Raw genomic sequence first — 21,329 nt, 5'->3', positions numbered from 1 at the left:
GGTCTTGGGGGAGCGGCAGAACGAGTCTCATAGGTCAGGAAAGGCCGATCTCCGCCCACACGACCTTGCCGGACGGCGGCCATGGCGCGCTGCCCCACCGGGCAGCCAGCGCGTCGACGATGAGCAGCCCGCGGCCCGTCTCGTCGGTGGGACTGGCGGTACGACGGACCAGGGGCCGTCGGTCGCCTCGTGGGTCGGCCACGTCGATACGGAGCGTGTCCGAGGCCTCGACGGTGAGCGTGAGCCGGAACCCGCGCCCCTTCACGCGCCCGTGCGCAACGGCGTTCGCCGCCAACTCGCCGACGACCAGCGCCGCGGACTCGCTCACCGCGCAGCTGGGCGGCCACCCCCACTCGCCGAGCTGCTGCACAGCCAGCAGCCGAGCAAGGCGGGCGCCGCGAGGCGTGGCGCTGAGAAGCTGGGTGAACTGCCGACTGGAGATTCCTGACTTCATGTCACCGAGCGTGGCCGCCTGGCTCTACCCTGACCAGGAAGTCTCTCGGTACGCAGGGTGCGCGTACCGGTACGGACGGTGTCCTGTACGGGGCGTCGGCCGTGACCTGGTGAGGCGTGGGACGTCAGGGCGGGTGGTGGAATGACGGTGACGGAGTCGCAGGAGCCGTACGACGAGAGTGAGCAGGCCAGCGACCTGAACCGGGCGATCGGCAAGCAGGTCAAGCTACTTCGGGAGCGGACCGGCCTCACGCAGAAGGAACTGGGGGACCGGCTCGGATACAGCGAGGACCTGATCTCGTCGCTTGAACGCGGCAGACGAACGCCGCAGCGGGAGTTCCTGGAGGCGGCGGATGAACTGCTCGGCGCTGACAGCCTCTTGAAGGCCACGATCGAGGACGTGGAGAAGGCCAAGGCGAAGGCGAGGGTGAGGCATCCGGCCTGGTTCAGGGATTATGCGCGGCTGGAGGCGAGCGCGGTTGAGATCAACTTCTTCAGCACCCTCGCCCCGCCGGGTTTGTTGCAGACGGAAGACTTCATCCGGACCCTGCTGAACGGTCGACAACCCCTGTTGTCCGAGGAGACCATCGAACAGCGGGTGGTCTCTCGGCTCGCACGCCAGGAGATCCTCACGCGGTGGCCGCTGCCCATGGTGACGGCCGTCATCGACGAATCCGTGCTGCGACGCAGGCTCGGTGGACGCAAGGTGCGACAAGGGCAGTTGGAGCACCTGCTGAAGTTCGGTCGACTGCGCAACATCACCCTGCAAGTGCTGCCGCTGGACGGCGAGGAGTACTCCGGGGTGGACGGACCGTTCGTGCTGCTGACGCCGAAGGGGAAGCAGCAGGTCGCCTACCTGGAGGTGCAGGGCGTCGGCCAGCTGATCACGGACCCCGAGGAAGTGCGTATCCTGGCCGCGCGCTACGGAAGTATTCGTGGGCAGGCTCTCACCCCGCGCGAGTCCCTGGCCCTGATGCAGGAACTGTAGGGAGCATCATGACCACTGACGAACCCTCACTCGAGATCGCCTGGTTCAAGAGCAGCTACAGCGGCGCGGAGGGCGGCGAATGCCTGGAAGCCGCCATAACTCCCGACACGGTCCACATCCGCGACTCGAAGGCCCCCGCCCGCGCCCAACTCACCTTCCGCCCCTCGGAGTGGGCTGCCTTCGTGAGGCATGCCTCCGAGCGCTGAACCTGGATCTACTCCGGTCTGTCTGCGCTGAGTCCTGGTCATCGATGCAGTCTTCATAGCGGCGGTGGATGACCATTGCGAGGCAGAGCAGAGGCTCGCTCGTCGCGACCGAGGGCCGGACTGAGTCCCTTCGTGTTTGGCACAGGTCAGCGGCTCTTTCACGATGGTCTCCGCGAAGGGCCAGTTTCGAACCTGCGCACACGGCTCCGGAGGGCCTTTCGCCTCTCAGACAACATGCTGGTCAGACGCCTCCTCGAAAGCAACCCGCCCGGCTCCGTCCACGGATAGTCCACAGGTTGGGTTTGGCGCTTCCCGAACGGAGCCCAGTAGGCCTGACGCGGCGCTGGGAGCCCCGTTGATCAACCCAACCACCTACCCGGTACCCTCACCGAATCCACACATGTCAGGGGAGGTCATGCTGTGAGCGATACCTGGGTTGCCATCGACTTCGAGACCGCCAATGCGCACCGGGGGAGCCCCTGTGCAGTCGGTCTCACCGCCGTTGAAGGTGGGCGCATCACGAACCGGATGTACACCCTGATCCGTCCGCCTGCTGTGCACGCGCACTTCGATCCGTACAACACTCGCATCCACCGCATCGGAGCCGCCGACGTCGAGAGTGCACCCAACTGGGCGGAAGCTCTCCAGCAGATGTTGGAGTTCACTGCGGGCAGGACCCTTGTCGCCCACAATGCGGCCTTTGACCTGGGGGTGCTTCGCGATGCCTGCACAGCCGAGGGCAGCGCCTGGCCGACCTTGCGGTACGCCTGCTCCCTCGTTGTCGCCCGGAAGACTTGGCGGCTAATTTCGTACGCGCTGCCCGAGGTTGCCCGGCACGTTGAGGTACCCCTGAAGGAGCACCACCAGGCCGGCGCCGACGCAGACGCGGCCGCACAAATCATGCTCGCTGCCATGCAGCACCATGAAGCCACGACCCTTGACCAACTCCTTCAGGGGTTGAGCATTGTTCACGGCACCGTAGCTCCCAACGATTGGTCTGGCTCCCACAGCAAGGGAAAGCCTTCGGCGCCGCTGCCAGGTGCGAACCCGGATGCTGACCCCAACGGCGCTTTTTACGGCAAGACCGTATGCATCACCGGAACCCTGACCAGGATGAAGCGGGCTGAAGCGCAGGCTGCCCTCGCCCATGTGGGCGGCACCCCAGTGACTAAGGTCAGCGGTAAGACGAACATTCTCGTGGTGGCTACGCCAGACCCGCGACAGTTCGCTATTGACTCGCAAAAGAGCGACAAGCAGAAGACGGCTGAGAAACTGTTGGAAGCCGGGAAAGACATCGAGATCATCGGTGAGGCGGACTTCTTCGAACGGCTGAACAGCTGAGCTCGCAAAGCAGCCAAACGGCTGGTGATCTCTCCACCTCGACGTCTCCGCTCCCGCGAGCTTCGACACGTACCGGCTTATCTCCAACGCGAAGTTGGGTGTCTGCGGGAAACAACGGCTGAGCTGTCCATGCCCCGTTGCTGGGTCGCGGCCGGGGAGCATCAGCGCCCAAGCCCGGCCCTGGGGGGCCGACGGACTAGGCACACGGCTCTTGCATGGCTTTCAGGGGGGACAAGGGATCTACCACGGCTCGCCCCAGCGTTCGGAGAGCGACTGACGCACACCTGTCGCAATCACGGTGCGTTCCAAGCCTGCCGTTGCTAGGCCTCAGACGATGAAGCGCAGCGGGGTACTCCAGGGCCCACTGGAGCTGGCGCCAGAGGCTGAGCAGTGGCGCCGTGGGCCCTGCCTCGGCTGCTCTGCAGAGAGGAGTGAGCCGCAGGCTTCCGGTGGCCGACGTTTGGTGGGGCCATCTGTTGCCGAACTCCTATACAGCGCAGCCGTCTCGACCATGTCAGACGCCAGGGCCGCAAGATCAGCCAACAGCCCATCTCTTTCGGCCAGCCTGGCTAGCAGTGCTGGTGACGTGACGCCGGGTCATCTGCTTCAATCTATGAACTTGTTGACGGTAACTGTGCAGGCGAGAAGGCCAAGTTGATCAACAGTGCAACCGGGCCCAGCCTGATGGAGGGTGAGATGGATCGCCCATCGGTGTCGAACGGCAGTGCAGGTCGAGCGCAAGATGGGGCGAAGGCAAGAGAGAGCCCGGACGCCTCTGAGAGGCAGCTTGCCGATGCTGAGGAGCAGCTGGCTGCCAGGCTGCGGGAACGGGCCATGTCAACTCCTGAGTTTTGGTCCTTCTCCGGGCGCTCACGCCGCGAAGGGGGCCACGGAATTTTTGCCTACCCAGCGATGATGGTGCCCCAATTGCAGGGGGCCCTCTTGGAGGACGTACAGGCTGTTGATCCAGCCGTTTCGTCAGTTATCGATCCGTTCATGGGATCGGGAACTGTGATGCTGGAATCGGCGAGTCGTGGGCTGTCATTCTATGGCACTGATATCAATCCACTAGCTGTACTTCTCGCGACCGTTAAGTCGCACGTTTATGACACGGGGCTTCTGGCCAGAGTGCGCCAAAGAATTGCTTTGCGCGTAACGGAAGATGTCAGTCAAGAAATCGCTGTCGAGTTCACCAATAGGGATAAATGGTTTCGCGCCGACGTAGCCGTTGACTTGTCGAAACTGAAAAGGGCAATCGAGGCTGAGCGCAAGAAGCCGGTTCGGCAAGCGTTTTGGGTTGCGATGGCCGAGACTATCAGATTGGTTAGTAACAGTCGTACCTCTACAGTCAAACTGCACTCCTATAGCCCGGAGGAAATCAGGACTCGGCAAATCGATACAATCGACACCTTCTTGCGGATTTCGGCATCACAGATCGAACAACTCAAAGACCAGGGCGATGCACTTTCGCGAGGGCTCGATAAGAATCCTCATCTAAACATTTCATGCGCAGTCGCTGATGCCAGAAGGATTCAAACGACGAAAAAGCGCGCGGCTGCAGATATCCTCATGACGTCGCCTCCCTACGGAGATAACGTTACAACTGTTACGTACGGGCAGCACAGTTACCTCCCCTTGCAGTGGATTGACGCCGGCGATGTGCCTGGAATGAGGCAAGAACTCCTCGAAAACACACGATCGATTGATTCAATTAGCCTAGGAGGTAAGCTAAAAGGCTCCCTCGTCTGGGCTGACGCTTTGTGTGCAAAGTCTCCAGCATTCACACAATGCCTGGACCAGCTAAAGGATCACTCGCGGAACGCTCAATCTAGGCTGGTCGCTTTTGTTCGCGATCTGGACGACTCGCTGGATGCCATCACTTCTCATCTAGGGAGCAATGCCTGGATGTTCTGGACACTTGGTGAGCGCAAGATCAGTGGCGTCCCTGTCCCGACCGTCGCTATCGTTCGCGACCTCTTGGTGTCACGCGGAGCTCGACATATCGAAACGCTTGAGAGGAAAATTCCTGGCGGATCAAAAAGAATGGCAGCACGCAACGCTAGCGTTGAGACGATGAACAGCGAAAGCATACTGGTCATGCGTGGTCCCGGCAGCACGCACCCCGACTCCCACTCATAGCGGAAGGGAGCAACTAGTGTCTTACGATCACGAGGCGCGCGGACCTGAGGTGCTTCATCTAGAAGTTCATCCTTCTGTGGTGTTCAAACTGGGCGAAGACCTCATCACTGATTCGATGCAAGCTCTAGTAGAACTTGTAAAGAATTGCTACGACGCAGATGCAACCTGGACAGAGATCACAATCAACACCGGGCTAGCCGATTCCGAGAGCCAAGATGAAGCATCAATCACGTTGACTGACAACGGCTCGGGTATGACCGTTGAAGACATTAGGCGTGGCTGGCTTACGATCAGCAATTCTGTAAAGCGTGAAATGAAGGCGCGAGGCATTGCTACTCCTCTTGGGAGGACTCCCCTGGGGGACAAAGGGTTGGGACGCCTGGGTGCGCAACGACTGGGCGAGATCGTTACTATTGTTACAAGGCCCCGGGGAGCTAACGTCGAGCATGAACTGACCATCGACTGGCGTGACTTCCAGAGTAAGTCATCTCTCAATGAGGTTGGCCTATCTCTGCTGACTCGACCAACCCAGAAACGTCATGGCACAACTCTGACTATTAAGCAATTGAGAGATCCGGAGCAATGGCGTGAAGCTGCTAAGGGCGGAAACGGGGAGGGAGCTTCCGCCCTTCAGAAGGATCTATCGGTAATGATCTCCCCTTATGGAGATGAGCGGGGTCTCAAGATCCTTGTGAAAGTCGACGAGCAGCGTATCGACCTGTATGAACTGCCTTCACGCGTTCGTAATGCTGCTGAGGTTCGATACCTATTGAAATATGAGAGCGGTAGGCTCGACATCATTGGAGAGGCCGCCCTGAGTTACTGGGCGCAAGGGGAAAAAAGCAAGGCAGAGGATCGTGCCGCTTTTGAAACCCTTCTTCAATCCGACTCGGGTGCGAGTTTTCTGGAATGGTTGAACCGGCGCCGGCCCAAGCAGATGCAGGAGTTCAACTGCCGCGCGGCTGATTCCTCTTATTTTCTCCGCGCTGATAGGTCGATTGACCTAAGTAGCCTTGATAACGTTGCACTATTGCGGTCCGCCGAAGACGAAGAGCGTCCTGCAGACCCGGGATCCTTTAATGGGGAAGTCGACTACGTAACCCTCGGACAAGGACACCCGGAGGCATTCGGGAGTCGAAGCGAGTTCCGGACGTATTTGAAGAGTCTGGCGGGTGTTCGGGTTTACCGTGATGGTTTCGGCGTTCGCATGGATGAGGACTGGCTAGGGCTACGCAAGTCTCAGACTAGTGGGTCCTCCTATTATCATCTGCGTCCTGAAAATACTCTGGGTTTCATTGATATTTCGGCTCTGTACAACGCGCAACTGATCGAGACTACAGACCGAGAAGGTTTCGCGGATACACCTCATTACCGGAACTTCATGGCCCTCCTGCAGGGGTGGCGTACCTTCACGGAGAAGTTCCAGTCATTCATTCGCCGCGCTTACAATGATTACCGGCAGGAAGTGGAGGTCTCAGACGCCGGAATTGACCCAGGTGCCAGCACCGAGGTGTTGATTCAGCACGTTGAAGATACACGGACGCGCACGATCGTAACGGCCAAGCAGCAACTCAAGACACTGCGGGAAGACGCGGATGCTACTGCCAGAAGTCATGAGCGTGTGGCAAACGAACTAGATGCCAGCCAACGCTCGTTGTTCGCTGGCTCGGTTGATCCTGCTATTGCGCAGGAGCTATCGAATCTTCAGGCTGCCGATAAACGCACCGGGGAGTCCGTTTCTCAAATTGAGGCCATTGTTGAATCACTGGACTCAGAGCGTGCGGTGCTTCAAATTCTGAGAGACCAGGCAGAGCAGCTTCGATCGCAGCTAGCTCAATCATGGGAGACTGTTTCGCTGGGCCTTACGGCCGAGGCAGTGTCGCACGAGGTTGCCCATGTCGTAGAGGGGATCTCGGTCAGGAGTGCCCAAATTCGTAGGCACCTCGTTGAGGTAGAGATTACTGATAGGCGAGTCTCGAACTACCTGCAATTTATTCAATCGGCGGCGAGTGGGCTGAAGCGCCAACTCTCACACCTCAATCCCTCGCTGCGCTATATGCGCGAACGCCGCGAACGAATCACGGTCGGCAGCTTCTGTCAATCTGTTGCAGAGTATCACCGAGAGAGGTGGAGCAAGGGACCGATCTCCATTGATGTTGAGGTTGTCCGCGACTTCACTGTGGAGGTGAACCTCGGAAAACTAACCCAGGTTCTGGATAACCTGCTACTGAATAGTGAGTACTGGCTTCTGCAAGATCATAGGGTAGGCGCCCAACCAGCGCCCGAGGTTTCCCTTCTCGTCAATGCGTCCGTGCTGACCGTTAGCGACAACGGCCGAGGTGTTGACCGAAGCGTGGAGTCGACGCTCTTCGAGCCATTCGTGTCATTCAAGAACAGGGGGGAGGGCCGGGGTCTCGGGCTATACGTGGTGACGCAACTGCTCGATTCTGAGGGGTGCACGATCGAGCTGGCGGCTGAGCGCAACGTTAATGGACGTCTGTTTAAGTTCCAGATGGATCTGGGGGGGATGCGGGTTGAAGCGTGACGGGAGCACGGCCCAGGCCGATGCAGCGGTTGCCATAAAGGACGCTCGTTCGATTCCTGCGCAGCCTGTTGAGGAGGCTGGCGCATCGTTCAACGCGAAAGCTGCGTCCCAAGAGCTGTTGTCTCTGGCGCAGGTCGAACGGGTAATCTGTGTCGACGATTGGTATGCTGAGCGGGAAGACGACGGCGAGGGTGTGCTTGCGGCTCTAGCGGATGGCTTGTTGCTGCCAGCGGATCTGGAGCAAATCGCTGAGACTGTTCCAGGCCTGGAGCTATTGCGCGATCCTTCAGTTCCTGCCGAACTCGTCGTGGACGAAGTCAGAGGTGTCTGGGCTTCTCTTGATGCATCCAAGCGCGAGGCGGTACGTAATGTTGTGGATGGTCGCCTTGGGCCCGATTCTCCAGAGATATCAGGAGAGTATGACGCGCCTTCCGCAGCATGCCTCCGCCATCTGCTGGCCGATTCACGCGATTTCCTGACCCTTTCCCTTGCTGATTGGCGTGAACGGCGTAGCGGGCTGCTAGCTGACGGCAAAAGTACGCTGATTCTTTTTGATCGGGACTTCAGCAGGGAGGGTGCCTCAGAGACCGCCGGCGAGGAGCAGATATCTCTCCTGTTGCGGGACGCTCCTGAAAGCTGGCGCATCGGCCTCCTGACGCATACGGTTCCTGATGCCGATGCTGAGGTGGAGGTCTGGAAGACACTTGCACGTCAGTTCGATGCGGACTCCTCCAGGTTCCTTGTAATTGCCAAAGGTCGTCTTTCGGTCAGCCCAGAGGGTTTTCCCCGCATGCTCAAGCTCACGTTGCTCGCACCGGCGCTGGAGCGTATGCAACAGAGCCTCGCAACAGCAGTTAGTGGGACGTGGGCTGATGCAATAGGAAAGGTCGGTGAAATTGATCCGTATACTCTTGAGGCTGCTCTAAGCGGCGACAGGCTGACTGACGGCACGTGGGGGCCGGAGACTCTGCTGAGAATCGCTACAGCGTTCACGCAAGATTCCGTCCGTGCCAAGCTCCGCGCCGACCCTGCAGTCCACTCGTCGAGCCACATTGTCACGAGCCTGAGCAGAGTGAAGTTGACGAGTGTCTCGGATCCTGACCGGGTCAGGCACGAGTTGGCAGAAATTGAGCGTCTGGAATATTTCGAGAGCGCTGACCATTTGACACAGCTGCATTTCCCGCTTGAAGTGGGAGATGTTTTCGCCTTTCAGAAGTTCGCTGAAAAGCCCAATAGCTTCGATGATCCTGGGAGGAGGAAAAAAGAGGCTTCTGAAGGGCTGGTCGCCGATGCCAATTTGGAGCGCCAGGGCGCAGAGCATCATATGATTCTCCTCGCTCAGCCGTGTGATCTCGCTGTCCGTGCTGATGGCAAGAGAAGTAACGGTCTCGACTTTGTAAGATTGGCGCCACTCAAGCGCCCGACGAGTGGTCGAGTTATTAGCCAGCCGGGTGGAGGTGTTGCGACCTCATTCGACCTACCATTTTTCTTCGAAGACACAGGTGGTGGAGTCGAGGTTAAACTAAGTCAGCAGCAGTATGTTCCCTTGACGGCTCTCGACATGTGTGTTTTGAGCGAAGATGGACATGGGTTCATGTCTGCAGATCAGCCGATGCCCAGCCACGTCTTGCCTAATTGGCAGCAGCGCTTCGAGATCCTTCGTCGGTGGGTTTCCCGTCAGGTCGATGCGTACAAGTCGATGGATCCCCATCGCATCCCAGGGAAGGGTGCGGATCAGGTTACGGCTGCCTTGACCTGTACTGTGGCGTCGCCGAACCTGGCATCATTGATTTCGATTGCAAGATCGACCATCTTCTATGGTGTGAGAAGAGTCGGACGTCTGCGGGAGCCGTATCGCTCGGCCTTGTTGTCGAGAATGGCGCAGCGTGACTCTCGTGATGCTTTCGATCCGAGCCTGATCGATAAGAATAACGCGTAGTGGCTCGCGGCATTCACATCGGCGGTCCGATCTGAGCCAGGTCGGCGGAATGGGTTTGGCCGGTGGCCTGCCCGATCTGGGGTCGAGCATGATCAGGGGGCCGTACGCTGGTTGGCAACTCGGGCAGGCTTTGGACCTGCCCGCAATGTGCACGAGTGGCCCCCTGGTCTTGCTCGACGCGGGACCCGGACCGGGGAGGTGGCTAAAGCCGTGGAGCCGACCGCCCCAGCAACAGAGGGTCTTCCTCGTTAGCCCGCTGCACGTAGCGCGCCGCCGGGCGCGGCCAGCCGGGGCGAAGACAGGAGGCAGGCCGCGCCGCAGAGGCGGCGCGCGCCCGCGCCGTGCGCGGGCCTTGATGAAGTAGGGAAACTCTGTCCGCAAGGCGCTCTTGTGGGCCCGTAGGTCGACTGCTGCCATGTCATTGGGGACGACACTCATCTTGGGGGCGGGCATGAGCGAGCTGTCAGTGAGCCCATGGAAGCGGCATGGTCAGGATCGGCTCTACGTGAATCTGCCGGACGGCACTGCTGTGGCGTGGGTCGACTGCCGCACGGGAAAGGTCACGGTCGAAAAGGAGCAGTATCGGCGCGCGGCGCTGGATGCGCTCCGGCCGCACTTGGCACGCAAGACGGTGCCCCTCCTGTCCGCGAAGCCGCCGTCGTCCGGAGGCTCCCAGGCCGGTACGGCCAAGCTCCGATCCACTGCAGAGCAGCGGCCGATACTGCCGGCGTTGACCTCGGCGGATGATCTGGAGCTGAATCGCCCCGGTGCCGCGTTGCTGGCACTGATCGCGGCAAAGGGACCGACACCCATGCAACGCGTCTGGGCTCGTCTGCTGCGTCGCTCGTCAGACTGGGATCCCTGGTTCGCAGGACTCGCGGGGGAGCGTCGCGTCGGGCGCGAGCTCAAGCGGCTCTCATCGTTCGGTTGGCGCGTGTTGCACGGGATTCCGCTGCCGAACGCCGTGGACATCGACCACCTGTTGATTGGCCCGGGTGGGGTGTTCTCGATCAATACGAAGCATCACCGCGGCAAGCCAGTTTGGGTCGGTGACGACATGGTCAAGGTCAACCATGGCCCACCGCAGCCGTACCCGGCGAGCAGTCGAGCGGTAGCCCGGCGGGTGCAGCGCGTCCTGGAGCGGTTCTGCGGATTCGCCGTGACGGTAGTGCCCACGCTGGTATTCGTCGGTGTCACGGACCTGGTCAAGACCACGTCGCAGCTCACAGTGCGGGCGTATCGAGAGCGAGAAGTCTCGGCACTCGGCCCGCTCACTGGCGAACTCACTTCTGATCAGGTCGAGGCCGTTTACGCCGTTGCCAGGCATCGGCGAGCGTGGCTCGGGGCATGAGAGGTCACCGGTGACTGATGTCCCTGTCGGGCGTCGGCCTCGGCGGCTAGGCTTGTGCGGGCCGACATAAAACCGCGGGGAGTGTGCTCAAGGGATGGGACCGAAGTCGGAGCGGGTGTACCGCACGATTCGCGAATGGATCTCGACGGGCACGTATCCGCCGGGAGCCAAGATCCCATCTGAACGCACCCTGTCCGAGGAACTCGACATCGGCCGCACCCAGCTGCGCCAGGTCCTGGCGAAGCTCGTGGCTGAGGGTGCCATCGAGGTGCATGGGCGTAGTTCCTACCGGGTGCCGAATCGTGCTGTGACCGTGCAGGCGCCGGTTGACTTGGAGCCGTGGCAGATTCACGGTGAGCGCACTCTCTACGACAACCGCTGGGTGAAGCTCGAACTCGTCGATGTTGAGCCGCCCGGTGTCGAGCGGTTCGAGCATCACGTAGTGCGGCTCCACCATGTCGCGATTGCTGCCGTGCTCGACGATCAAGATCGAGTGCTCATGCTCTGGCGGTACCGCTTTGTCCCTCAGTCCTTTGGCTGGGAGCTGCCTGGCGGCATCGTGGATGCCGGCGAGGATCCTGCCGTGACTGCGCTCCGTGAGGTGGAGGAAGAGACTGGCTGGCGACCCGATGCACTAGAGCATGTGGTCACCTATCAGCCCATGGTGGGCATGGTCGATTCACCGCACGAGATCTACGTAGGCCGTGGTGCCAAGCACGTCGGTGAGCCGACTGATCTCGAAGAGGCCGGCCACGTCGCCTGGGTACCGCTTGCGGACATCCCCGAACTCATGGCTAGGGGCGAGCTGATGGGCTCGGGGACGCTCGTCGCACTCCTGCACGTGCTTGCTTCACGGGCTGCCAGGAAGTCGCCTACAAGCGCTGCGTGAGCTGCTCGATTCGACGACGGTGACGCACAGATCCGGTGCGGTTCGCCAGCAAGCGCGCTTGCCGAAGGTGGTCGTGGGCCTGGTCGTATTCGCCGCGGGCCAAGTGAGCCTGGGCGAGATCGCAGCGTAGTCCTGCGGAAGCTCGGATGAACGTCGGGTCGACTGAGTCCAGGGCGACGTACAGGCTCTCCACCGCTTCATCGTCACCGAGCAGCGCGAGGGCGTTCCCGCGCCAGCGGCTGAGGTGCCCTTCGTTCAGGAAGATACTCAGCATGTCCGGGTCGCGGGCCTCCTCGCCTGGAGGCAGGCACCGCATGGCCTTGTCCAGTGCCCGACGGCAGTCCTCGGGCATGCCGGCCTTGGCGCAGATCTCGGCCTCGGCCGCGTACAGCCATGCCTTGAGCCGGGGCGACATCACCTTGCCGCCGGCACGCTGAGCATCTCGGATCAACTCGACGGCGATGGCTGGGCGACCTGCGTCGCAGAGTACGTACGCCTGCTCCGCGGTGGCGTGTGCGAGATACATCGGCTCGTCGGCTTCCTTGGCGGCATGCTTGCCTAGCTCGTAGTGGCGCCAGGCCCGTTCGACGGCCCCGACATCGAGCGCTTGCCAGGCTGCCAACGTCGCGGCCCCGGCTAGAGCGCGGGCCACGGGGCGGCGGGTCTCGGGGAGTACGGCGAAGGTGAGCGCGTCCTCCAGCCTGGACAGGTGACCGGTCATCTGATCGACGAGACTCGCCGCCCCCATCTGCCGATCCATAGTCCGTAGAAGTTCGGTCTGGTCCATGAACGTCTTCACCATGGTGAGGCTGACGCTCCGAGCCGCATCGATGCGGCTGATCAGCTCGTCGTACCCGTCCACTTCGACGGACGTTGCTGGGGTGTTGCGCCTGCCGTATAGCTCGTCATCGGTGATGCCGAGCAGTGGCCGGAGGATCTTGGCGTACCGCTCAGAGAGCTGGCGTTTGCCGTTCTCCCACTCCGAGACGTAGACGTGCAGGCTGGCTGTGGACGCAACCGTGAGCATGTGTTGTCGCGCATAGCGCTCGATCTCGCGGACTAACCGCTCTTGCGACCACTTGCGTGCGTTCCTCGCCGCCCTGAGTCCGTTCGTCACGTGCACCGCCCTGCATGTGAATCCTCAGCCGTAACAGCAGCATGCCGCACATCGACGCAGGTCGTCAGGGGGTTAACCCAATCTCTGTTAACCCCTGTTGGCTACCAGGGCGTTGGGATGAGCGGTTCTCTAGAAGAGTCGCGGGAAGGCGAGTTGGCCCGGCCGGACGGCGACAACGCTTGACATCTGGTGCGCACCAGATGCAATCTACTGGTGCGCACCAGTTGGGAACGCCAGTGGCCGTAGGCGTCTGCCACGGCCAACGTCAATGCACAGGAGCGGCGACCCACCGCCAAGCAAGTACGCCGCTCCCGCCCCTCTGAAAGGGAGTTCCATCATGCGTCAGATTCCCGTCGAGACTTCCGCCGCCTCCGTGATGGTGGCCAAGTCCCCGCAGCCCAAGGTCAAGGACCGTCGTTCCGGCGAGATCGCCACCGACGCCGAGACCGGCGCCACGCTGATGACCGTGGACGTGATGTTCGCGGCCAACGACGAGGTCGAGATCCTGTCCGTGACCGTCCCCGAGCCGGGTATTTCTGGTGAGCTGACGATGGGCACCCCGGTCGCCCTCACCGGCCTCATCGCCCGCCCGTGGGAGAACGAGTTCAACGGGCAGAAGCGGCACGGCATCGCCTTCCGCGCGGTCGCCGTCACTTCGCTCGTCGCCAGTGCCTCGCAGTCCGAGGCGGCCTGACCATGGCCTGGTCCACGGTCGCCCTGCTGCTGGTCGTCGTCACCGCGGTTCTCCTGCGGTGGCGGCGCCCCGCCTGGTACTGGATGACCTTCGGGGTCACCTTCGCCGCGCTGCGGGTCGCTTTCCGGTACGCCTCGGTCATGGACGCCTGTGGGCTGACGGTCCCGCCCTCGCGGTGGCGCCTCTCGCTCGCCCGGATGACCAATCGCCCGGTGCCCGAGTCTCAGGCCCCCCGCATCCTGCGCATGCGGCCCACCCGGACCGGTCTTGTCTTACGGCTCAAGCTCCGCCCCGGACAGGACGCGTTCGACGTCGCTGCAGCCACGGACCGGCTTCGCCATTCGTTCGCGATGTATGGCGTCACCTCCCGCGAACTGCGCTCGGGCGTCGTTGAGTTGCGGATGACTAGTTACGACGTGCTCAAGCGGGTGCAAATGCCGGCCAAGGTCGACCGTGCCCCGATGCGGGTCCCGGTCGCCCTGCGTGAGGACGGTGCCGTGCACTACCGCGATTACCGCGCCGTCCCGCACGGCCTGACGCTGGGCGCCACGGAGTCAGGCAAGTCCGTCTATCAGCGCAACTTGGTGGCCGGGCTCGCCGCGCAGGATGTTGCCCTGGTCGGGATCGACTGTAAGCAGGGCGTCGAGCTGTTCCCGCTGGCCCGCCGGTTCTCCGCGCTCGCCGACAACCCAGATACGGCGCTTGAACTACTCGAAGCGCTCGTGTCCCACATGGAGAACGTCTACCAGCTCATACGAGCCGAACAACGCATCACCGTGAACGTCCCGGACGCGGAGATCGCCGCCGACATCTGGGACCTGCCCGACGACATACGCCCGACCCCTGTCGTGGTCCTGGTCGACGAAGTCGCCGAACTTGCCCTGTTCGCAACCAAGGAGGAGGAGAAGCGCCGGGACCGGATCATCACGGCTCTCGTACGCCTCGCCCAGCTCGGCCGTGCGGCTGGCATCTATTTGGAGATCTGCGGGCAGCGCTTCGGCTCCGAACTCGGCAAGGGCATCACCATGCTTCGTGCCCAGCTCACCGGCCGTACCGCCCACCGCGTCAACGACGAAACCAGCGCCAACATGGCCTTCGGCGACATCGCCCCGGACGCCGTCCTCGCCGCCATCCAGATCCCTACTGACACCCCCGGCATCGCTGTTGCCGGCGACTCCACCGGCGGATGGGCCCGTATCCGCGCCCCGCACACTTCGCTGCGCCAGGCTGTGAACATCTGCAATCGGTACGACGACCGCACTCCGGACCTGCCCGAACTCGCAGCATTCCGGCCCGCCGTCGCCCCGCTGGCCTCCGCCGCTGTGCCGCTCTCCAAGGCGACGCCCGCCACGGCCTGATCTCTCCCGCACCCCGGTCGGCGCGACCGCATCGCGCCAGTTCCCTACCCCACCCATGCCCGAAACAGGAGGTGACCCCATTGACGCCCATGAGGACTTCGAACGCACCGTGCAGCTGCTCGGCGCCCTGGCCCTGTACGCGCACCTGCCCCACACGGATGAAGAGTTCGTGGCTGTGATGGCCCCAGCTCTGGCCGCGTCCTTGCCCTGCGGCTTCCTCCCACCGCTGCCGCCGGGCTACGACCCCACCGACGGCCCCGACTACCCCGGCCAGGGGTGGTGACCATGGCCGCTCGCAAGAGCACCGCCCGCAAGCGGCCTGCCAAGAAGTGCCCGATCTGTAAGGGCACCGGAGACGTCGCCATCTCGGTCCGCGTCGGCCGCAAGCACCGCGTCGTCGGCCAGCAAAACGGCCTGTGCCTGGCCTGCTTCGGCACCGGCGACGCCCCGACCGACTGAACACCGCCGGGACCGGGCGGCCGGTGTTCATATCCCGCCCCGTCCCGGCCCAACCCCAAAGGAGGTGAAGACCATGAACCGCTCGATCCGGCCGGACGCCGTCCTCGTACAGGCCGTGATTGCCGGCGCCCTGTCCTTCGCCCACCTGCACGACCTCGCCGCCGCTGCCGGACAATCCGGCTGGAAGGCATGGGCCTACCCGATCAGCGTCGACCTGCTCTTGGTCGCTGCCTGGCGGCGGCTCCGCAACGACGGCCCATCCCGGTTGGCCTGGTGCTGGTTCCTAATCGCCCTGGTCGCCTCGCTCGGCGCCAACGTCGCCACCGCCGGATTCCTCGACCTGGCCCACCCGCCCGCCTGGCTGCGCTTCGGCGTCGCCGGATGGCCCGCCCTCGCCTTCCTTGGAGGCACCCTTCTCGCCCACACGGCCAGGGACGGGAAGCCGATTCCGCCGGAGCCCACAGCCCCGGTCCCAGTACCCGAACGGGTCGAGCAGAACCCTGCGCCGGAGCCTGCTGCACCTGTGGCCGCTGCTGAGGAAGCTCCGGCCCTGCCCGCACCCGCCCCGGCCCCGGCTCCCGCGGTTCCGGTGCCGGCCGCGCTGGTCGACCACGCCCGCAAGGTCGCCGACGACCACCACGCCCGCACCGGAACCCGCATCGACACCGACACCCTGCGCGCCCGCCTCGGCGTCCCACCCCACCTCGCCGACGCCATCGCCGCCCAACTCACCTGACCTGAGAGGAGAACCAACGCCATGCCTGCCCGTGCCTTCTTCCACTCCGTGATGCAGATCGGCCCCGTGCAGATCGGCACCCATCGCGACCGCCACGGCCAGACCAAGCACGCCGCCGTGTGCACCGCCGACCGCTGCGGCTGGTCCGCCGACTTCTCCAGCTCCTCCGCCGCCCAGCTCGCCGCCCGCACCCACCGCTGCAAGGTCCGCTGAAGGAGGCCACGCCATGCAGGTACCGCTCTGGCTCGCCCTGATCGTCGTCGGCTACCTCGGCCTCAAGCTCATCCGCCCGCCCTGGTGGCTCGTCGCCGTGCTCCTCCTCGGCGGCTACCTCCTCGCCGACAGCCTCTTGGCTCCCGTCATCGACACCGCCGTCAAGTAGCCCAATCCCCGGAAGGGAGAAGCGCCATGCTCCGTCCCAAGGTTCCGACCAACCCCACGCCGACCGGCATCGTCACCCCGCCCGTGGTCGAGCCGACTGCCGTCGCCCAGCACACCCCGGCGCCCGCTCCGGTCGCTTCGGCGCCGTCCCGGCCCACGGTCCAGCTCACGCCCGGCGCCCTGGTCGCCGTCATCGGCGGTGGCACCGCCGTCGTCCTGGTCGTCGGCGCCGTCCTCGTTTCGATGCTCCTGGCTGTCGCCGTCACCGCCGCCTCGGTCGCTGTGTGCGCCCTTGCCGCCCGCTCGCTGCTCGCCTCCGAGGCCAAGCGCCGCTGACCGGCCCCCGGAGTGGCCTCTACCGCCAAGTGTCGTCCGCTCCGGGAGCCGTCCCTGTCCGAACCACAGATCCGGAAGGAAGCACCATCATGACCGACCGCACTCGCCCCACACTGCGCATTTGCCCGTCCTGCGATGGCTTCGCCTCGGCTGCCATCTCCCTCGGCGGCCGTGATTCCCGCGGCCTCCTGCGCACCATCACGGTCCACTGCCGAGACTGCCACGGCATCGGCACCCTCCCCACCCGCACCGCCACCCTCGCCGGGGGCCGGGCATGAACGACCTCACGATCACCGCGCACCTTGAACCCGACACCCGCACCCGCGTCGCCTGCTTCCCGGACAAGCGCGCCGACAGCGGGGGCCGCTTTGTGACCCTGCGCATCGGCGGCGGCTCGGTAGAGATCGCGCTCATCGCCATCCCCGGCACCGCTGACGTGCTGCGCGCCCTCGCCATTGCCGCCAGTGAGGCCGCTCGCGAGCTGGACAGCATGACCGCCCTGCCCGAGGTGAGCGCATGACCGACCCCGCGACCTTCGCGGGCCTGGACCCGACCACCCTCGGCGACCTGCTGCGGGTGGCCGGGTCACCAGGCTTCGACCGCTGGCAAGACCAGATCCGCCGCACCGGCGGCTGTGCCAATCCCATCCACCTGACTGGCTGGACCCTCACCAAGGACAAGGTGACCGGGCAGACCCTGCACCACTACAGCACCGAGCAAGAGCCGGGCGGGCGCCTGCGCGTCGCCTGCGGCAACCGCCGTGCCTCCCGCTGCCCGGCCTGCGCCTGGACCTACGCGGGCGACACGTACCGTCTCATCCGCGCGGGCCTGGCTGGAGATCCGGACAAGGACATCCCGAATGCCGTCCGCGACCACCCGCGGGTGTTCGCCACCTTCACCGCACCCTCGTTCGGCCCCGTCCACAACAGGCCCGACAGCGGCACCTGCCGCTGCGGTACCCGCCACGCCACAGATGACCCCGCCCTCGGCACCGCCCTGGACCCGGCCACCTACGACTATTCGGGTGCTGTGCTGTTCAACAACCATGCGGGCGACCTGTGGCACCGCTTCGTCAACCGGCTCCGCCGCGAGATCGCCGCCCGCGCCGGGCTGACACAACGCGAACTCGCCGAGACCTGCCGAATCTCCTACGGAAAGGTCGCCGAGTTCCAGAAGCGGGGTGCCATCCACTTCCACGCCGTGATCCGCCTCGACGGTCCGGAGGGACCCGAGTCCCCACCACCGTCGTGGGCCTCGGTCGCGCTCCTTACCGACGCCATTCGCGCTGCCGCCGCGCACTCCTACACCAGCGTGACCGTCCCGGGTTCCGGCGACGAACCGGCCCGTACCTTCCGCTGGGGCCGACAGCTCGACATCCGTCCTGTGAGGGCGTTCGGTGACGGCTCCGACATCACGGAACAGGCCGTGGCCTCCTACGTCGCCAAGTATGCGACCAAGGCCGCTGAGAACACCGGCACATTAGACCGGCGCATCGGCGAACTCGCCGAACTCGACCGCTACGGCGTCCCCGACCACGCCCGCCGCCTCATCGAAGCCTGCAAAACCCTCGATCCGCTCTACCCCGACAGGCGCTTGTGGGCCTGGGCTCACATGCTCGGCTTCCGCGGCCACTTCTCGTCCAAGTCCCGCCGCTACTCGACCACCCTCGGCGAACTCCGCCAGGCCCGTGCCGACTTCCGCGCCGCACAGGAACGCGAAGCCCTCGGCCTCGTCGACCGCGAGCCGGACACCGTGCTCGTCCTCGCCGACTGGCAGTACGCCGGACACGGCCATACGCCCGGCGAATCCGCCCTCGCGGCGTCTATCGCCCGCGACATCCAGACCAACCGAGAAACCGCCCGCGAAGAACTCGCCGCCCTGGAAGGAGCCTGACGTGAATGACGAGCTGATGACCGTCCCCCAGATCCTCGCCGAGCTCGGCGGCGTTTCCCGCCGCACCTTCTACCGGTGGCGCGAGCTGGGGCAGGGACCAGCTGCGTTCAAGCTCCCCAACGGTGAGCTGCGGGTCTGGCGGAGCGACTTCCGGACGTGGCTACGGGAGATGGAGGCGGCTGCGTGAAGTCGCTCGACGTGAAGGTCTGGGGTGTCCGCAAGCGGGACACCAAAACGCCCTCGTACGGCGTCCGCTGGAACGTGGCCGGGAACGTCTTCTCCGAGACATTCCGGACCAAGGCGCTCGCCGAGCACTATCGGGCCAAGCTCATGCGGGCCATGCGCGAGGGCGAGGAGTTCGACACAGAGTCGGGGCTCCCGGCTTCGATGGAGCAGCAGAAGGCCACGCTTTCGTGGTACGTCTTCGCACTGAAGTACCTCGCCATGAAGTGGCCGCACGCTGCCCCCAACACGCGCGATGCGATCAATGAATCACTGACCAGCGTTACGGTTGCCCTCCTCGATGAGCGTCTGGGGCGGCCGTCTGATGACGTGATCCGCAAAGCCCTGCGGAACTGGGCGTTTGTCCTCCCCGGCCCCGACGATCGGGACGTGCCGGACGAGGCCCGAAACGTTCTGCATTGGGTCGCTAAGGCGTCCCGCCCGCTCGCAGATCTGGCTGATCCCGCCACGGCCCGCGCCGTGCTCGACTCGTTGAAACTCAAGCTCGACGGCACCGCGGCGGCTGCGGAAACCGTGCGTCGTAAGCGGCGGACACTCGTCAACGCTGCAAACTATGCGGTTGACCTGGGGGAGTTCCGCGAGAACCCCATTTCGGCTGTCCGGTGGCAGAAGCCCAAGGTGTCCAATCAGGTGGATCCGCGTGTCGTGGCGAATCCGGAGCAGGCTCGGAACCTCCTGGCGGCCGTCTCGTACGTCGGCGGCTACCGGCGGGCTCGTGGCCGGCGCATGGTCGGCCTGTTCGCCGCGATGTACTTCGGTGGCCTCCGGCCCGCCGAAGCGGTCGGCCTGGCGGAGACTGACCTTGTCCTCCCCAAGACGGGGTGGGGCTCGGTTCTGCTCCACAGGACCCGGCCCTCGGCTGGCAAGCAGTGGACCGACTCGGGGGAGACCCACGACGACCGTGGGCTCAAGAATCGGCCGAGCGAGGACGTCCGGCGGGTGCCCATTCCGCCCCAGCTCGTCGCCGCGTTCCGGGAACACCTCGACACCTTCGGTACGGCCGAGGATGGGCGGCTCTTCTTCAGTGAAAAGGGTGCCGTGGTCCCGTCTTCGACGTACTACCGCGTGTGGCAGGAAGCCCGGCTCCTTGCGTTGCCCCCGGCCGCAGCGGCCTCGCCGCTCGCCAGTCGGCCGTACGACCTTCGGCACTCGGCGCTCTCGACGTGGCTGAACGCGGGCGTCGATCCGACCGAGGTGGCTGAGCGCGCAGGCAACAGCGTTGAGGTCCTGCTGACGCGCTATGCGAAGTGTCTCGACGGGCGGCAAGAGGTCGCCAACCGGCGTATCGAGGACCTACTCCGCGAGTATGAGTGACACCCCTGCCCGCATCCGAGGCCCCTGGCATCGCGTCCAGGGGCCTCGTCGTTGCTGAATGTCTCAGCTCAGCGGATAGCCAATCTCCGCGATGTCCTCCGCGAGGTCGGCCAGGGTGATCTCTGAGTTCAATGCGCTGACCACTCCTTCGGTCAGAGGACGGGAAGAAAAGACGTGACGAACGGCCTCCAAGTCGACCGGGATCTCGTAGTAGTCCTCGGCCCACCGCTGAAACGCTTCCGGTGAGCGGTCCACCAACAGTTGGAAGAGGTACCCGGCGCCGTCCGGGTCTTCCGTTTCCTCGTCGGGGAAGTCGATCGTCCCTGTTTTCCAGCCATCGTCTCCCGTCTCTCGCCACATACACGCAGTGGTGAGAGGCATCCCGTCCTCATCCGAGAACGCGGGCTCCTCGACGCACGGCCGGAAGACGTCGGGAACGTCATCGAGCACTCCGGGCCATGGCCCGTCCTCTGCATAGGGGCTCATAGGTGATTCGTGATCGAACCCACGGACGTAGGCGCCGGCGGCCGAGAAAACGATCGAGTACTCGTCGCCCGACCCGTTCCGCATCGAGGCTATCGACTCCGTGTCGGACCAATGGCGGTTGAAGGAGTGGTAGCGGTCTGCCCACTCAGGGCTCAGGACTGCCTCCAGGATGGCCATGGAACGGCAGTGCTCACGGAGAACGGCTATGTCGGGCAGCTGCCGAGCAACGTCTTGAACGGTCACTCGCTCATCCAAGCGCACGCCTCTGACACGCTAGGTTCCTGCCTGGCGGCTCTTTCATGGGAACGGTGTGGGAACGTTTCTCACCTGCGGCAACGTTCCAAGATCCCGTCCACAGCTCGTCCACGGACCCCGACATAGGGCCGCTTCCGGCGGCATACGCCTGCACATACACGAAGACCCCGGCCTCAGCGTTTCCGCTGGTGACGGGGTCTTTGGGC

At 63.9% G+C, this 21,329-nt stretch carries 24 protein-coding genes; 21 read left to right on the top strand and 3 right to left on the bottom strand.

The window, feature by feature from the left end; all coding sequences use genetic code 11:
• Positions 1-34: 34 nt before the first annotated feature.
• Positions 35-454 carry an ATP-binding protein gene (locus ACWD4J_RS03995; RefSeq protein WP_451393705.1) on the bottom strand — a complete coding sequence of 140 codons (420 nt, stop codon included), beginning with the start codon at positions 452-454 and terminating at the stop codon, positions 35-37.
• A gap of 141 nt (positions 455-595) precedes the next feature.
• Between ACWD4J_RS03995 and ACWD4J_RS03990 the strand changes: the two genes are divergently transcribed.
• The 8 genes from ACWD4J_RS03990 (at position 596) to ACWD4J_RS03955 (ending at position 11,851) form a co-directional block, all read left to right on the top strand.
• Positions 596-1,441, top strand: a complete 846-nt coding sequence (locus ACWD4J_RS03990) for a helix-turn-helix domain-containing protein (RefSeq protein ID WP_451393704.1) — start codon at positions 596-598, stop codon at positions 1,439-1,441.
• An 8-nt stretch (positions 1,442-1,449) separates the two neighbouring features.
• The gene (locus ACWD4J_RS03985; RefSeq protein WP_451393703.1) at positions 1,450-1,647 is read left to right on the top strand and encodes a DUF397 domain-containing protein; all 198 of its coding nucleotides are present in this window, start codon (positions 1,450-1,452) and stop codon (positions 1,645-1,647) included.
• A 420-nt stretch (positions 1,648-2,067) separates the two neighbouring features.
• A complete protein-coding gene (locus ACWD4J_RS03980; protein ID WP_451393702.1) occupies positions 2,068-2,988 on the top strand; it encodes an exonuclease domain-containing protein in 921 nt (306 codons plus the stop codon).
• Between the two features lie 654 nt (positions 2,989-3,642).
• Positions 3,643-5,127, top strand: coding sequence for a hypothetical protein (locus ACWD4J_RS03975; RefSeq protein ID WP_451393701.1), 1,485 nt, complete (start codon positions 3,643-3,645; stop codon positions 5,125-5,127).
• A 16-nt stretch (positions 5,128-5,143) separates the two neighbouring features.
• Positions 5,144-7,672 carry an ATP-binding protein gene (locus tag ACWD4J_RS03970; protein WP_451393700.1) on the top strand — a complete coding sequence of 843 codons (2,529 nt, stop codon included), beginning with the start codon at positions 5,144-5,146 and terminating at the stop codon, positions 7,670-7,672.
• Entirely contained in the window at positions 7,662-9,611 is a 1,950-nt protein-coding gene (locus tag ACWD4J_RS03965; RefSeq protein WP_451393699.1) for a hypothetical protein, read from the top strand. Before ACWD4J_RS03970 ends, ACWD4J_RS03965 begins: the two co-directional genes overlap by 11 nt.
• A gap of 451 nt (positions 9,612-10,062) precedes the next feature.
• Positions 10,063-10,962: a nuclease-related domain-containing protein gene (locus ACWD4J_RS03960; protein WP_451393698.1), complete on the top strand. Its 900-nt coding sequence runs from the start codon at positions 10,063-10,065 to the stop codon at positions 10,960-10,962.
• 94 nt (positions 10,963-11,056) lie between these two features.
• Entirely contained in the window at positions 11,057-11,851 is a 795-nt protein-coding gene (locus tag ACWD4J_RS03955) for an NUDIX domain-containing protein (protein WP_451393697.1), read from the top strand.
• On the opposite strand, the gene ACWD4J_RS03950 is transcribed toward ACWD4J_RS03955, so the two are convergent.
• Positions 11,835-12,968 (bottom strand): XRE family transcriptional regulator, encoded by a 1,134-nt coding sequence (locus tag ACWD4J_RS03950; protein ID WP_451393696.1) that lies wholly within the window; start codon positions 12,966-12,968, stop codon positions 11,835-11,837. The genes ACWD4J_RS03955 and ACWD4J_RS03950 overlap by 17 nt on opposite strands.
• A gap of 337 nt (positions 12,969-13,305) precedes the next feature.
• On the opposite strand from ACWD4J_RS03950, the gene ACWD4J_RS03945 reads away from it, so the two are divergent.
• The 13 genes from ACWD4J_RS03945 (at position 13,306) to ACWD4J_RS03885 (ending at position 20,382) form a co-directional block, all read left to right on the top strand.
• Entirely contained in the window at positions 13,306-13,662 is a 357-nt protein-coding gene (locus tag ACWD4J_RS03945; RefSeq protein WP_451393695.1) for an SCO3933 family regulatory protein, read from the top strand.
• A 2-nt stretch (positions 13,663-13,664) separates the two neighbouring features.
• Positions 13,665-15,020: an FtsK/SpoIIIE domain-containing protein gene (locus ACWD4J_RS03940; protein ID WP_451393694.1), complete on the top strand. Its 1,356-nt coding sequence runs from the start codon at positions 13,665-13,667 to the stop codon at positions 15,018-15,020.
• A 55-nt stretch (positions 15,021-15,075) separates the two neighbouring features.
• Positions 15,076-15,303 (top strand): hypothetical protein, encoded by a 228-nt coding sequence (locus tag ACWD4J_RS03935; protein WP_451393693.1) that lies wholly within the window; start codon positions 15,076-15,078, stop codon positions 15,301-15,303.
• Between the two features lie 2 nt (positions 15,304-15,305).
• The gene (locus tag ACWD4J_RS03930; protein ID WP_451393692.1) at positions 15,306-15,479 is read left to right on the top strand and encodes a hypothetical protein; all 174 of its coding nucleotides are present in this window, start codon (positions 15,306-15,308) and stop codon (positions 15,477-15,479) included.
• Between the two features lie 73 nt (positions 15,480-15,552).
• A complete protein-coding gene (locus ACWD4J_RS03925) occupies positions 15,553-16,215 on the top strand; it encodes a DUF2637 domain-containing protein (RefSeq protein ID WP_451393691.1) in 663 nt (220 codons plus the stop codon).
• 21 nt (positions 16,216-16,236) lie between these two features.
• The gene (locus ACWD4J_RS03920) at positions 16,237-16,428 is read left to right on the top strand and encodes a mobile element transfer protein (RefSeq protein ID WP_451393690.1); all 192 of its coding nucleotides are present in this window, start codon (positions 16,237-16,239) and stop codon (positions 16,426-16,428) included.
• A gap of 13 nt (positions 16,429-16,441) precedes the next feature.
• A complete protein-coding gene (locus tag ACWD4J_RS03915; protein WP_451393689.1) occupies positions 16,442-16,597 on the top strand; it encodes a hypothetical protein in 156 nt (51 codons plus the stop codon).
• A gap of 26 nt (positions 16,598-16,623) precedes the next feature.
• Positions 16,624-16,932 (top strand): SpdD-like protein, encoded by a 309-nt coding sequence (locus tag ACWD4J_RS03910; protein ID WP_451393688.1) that lies wholly within the window; start codon positions 16,624-16,626, stop codon positions 16,930-16,932.
• An 89-nt stretch (positions 16,933-17,021) separates the two neighbouring features.
• Positions 17,022-17,210 (top strand): hypothetical protein, encoded by a 189-nt coding sequence (locus ACWD4J_RS03905; protein ID WP_451393687.1) that lies wholly within the window; start codon positions 17,022-17,024, stop codon positions 17,208-17,210.
• Entirely contained in the window at positions 17,207-17,452 is a 246-nt protein-coding gene (locus ACWD4J_RS03900; protein WP_451393686.1) for a hypothetical protein, read from the top strand. Before ACWD4J_RS03905 ends, ACWD4J_RS03900 begins: the two co-directional genes overlap by 4 nt.
• Positions 17,449-18,825, top strand: coding sequence for a replication initiator protein RepSA (gene repSA / locus ACWD4J_RS03895; RefSeq protein ID WP_451393685.1), 1,377 nt, complete (start codon positions 17,449-17,451; stop codon positions 18,823-18,825). The genes ACWD4J_RS03900 and repSA overlap by 4 nt, the downstream gene beginning before the upstream one ends.
• Positions 18,826-18,841: 16 nt before the next feature.
• Positions 18,842-19,012 (top strand): helix-turn-helix transcriptional regulator, encoded by a 171-nt coding sequence (locus ACWD4J_RS03890; RefSeq protein ID WP_451394008.1) that lies wholly within the window; start codon positions 18,842-18,844, stop codon positions 19,010-19,012.
• Positions 19,009-20,382: a tyrosine-type recombinase/integrase gene (locus tag ACWD4J_RS03885; RefSeq protein WP_451393684.1), complete on the top strand. Its 1,374-nt coding sequence runs from the start codon at positions 19,009-19,011 to the stop codon at positions 20,380-20,382. The genes ACWD4J_RS03890 and ACWD4J_RS03885 overlap by 4 nt, the downstream gene beginning before the upstream one ends.
• 63 nt (positions 20,383-20,445) lie before the next feature.
• Here the strand turns inward: ACWD4J_RS03885 and ACWD4J_RS03880 are convergent, their stop codons facing one another.
• Entirely contained in the window at positions 20,446-21,111 is a 666-nt protein-coding gene (locus ACWD4J_RS03880; RefSeq protein ID WP_451393683.1) for a hypothetical protein, read from the bottom strand.
• Positions 21,112-21,329 lie beyond the last annotated feature (218 nt).

Source organism: Streptomyces sp. NPDC002577 (assembly GCF_053594815.1).
This window is presented reverse-complemented; position numbering and strand designations above follow the sequence as displayed.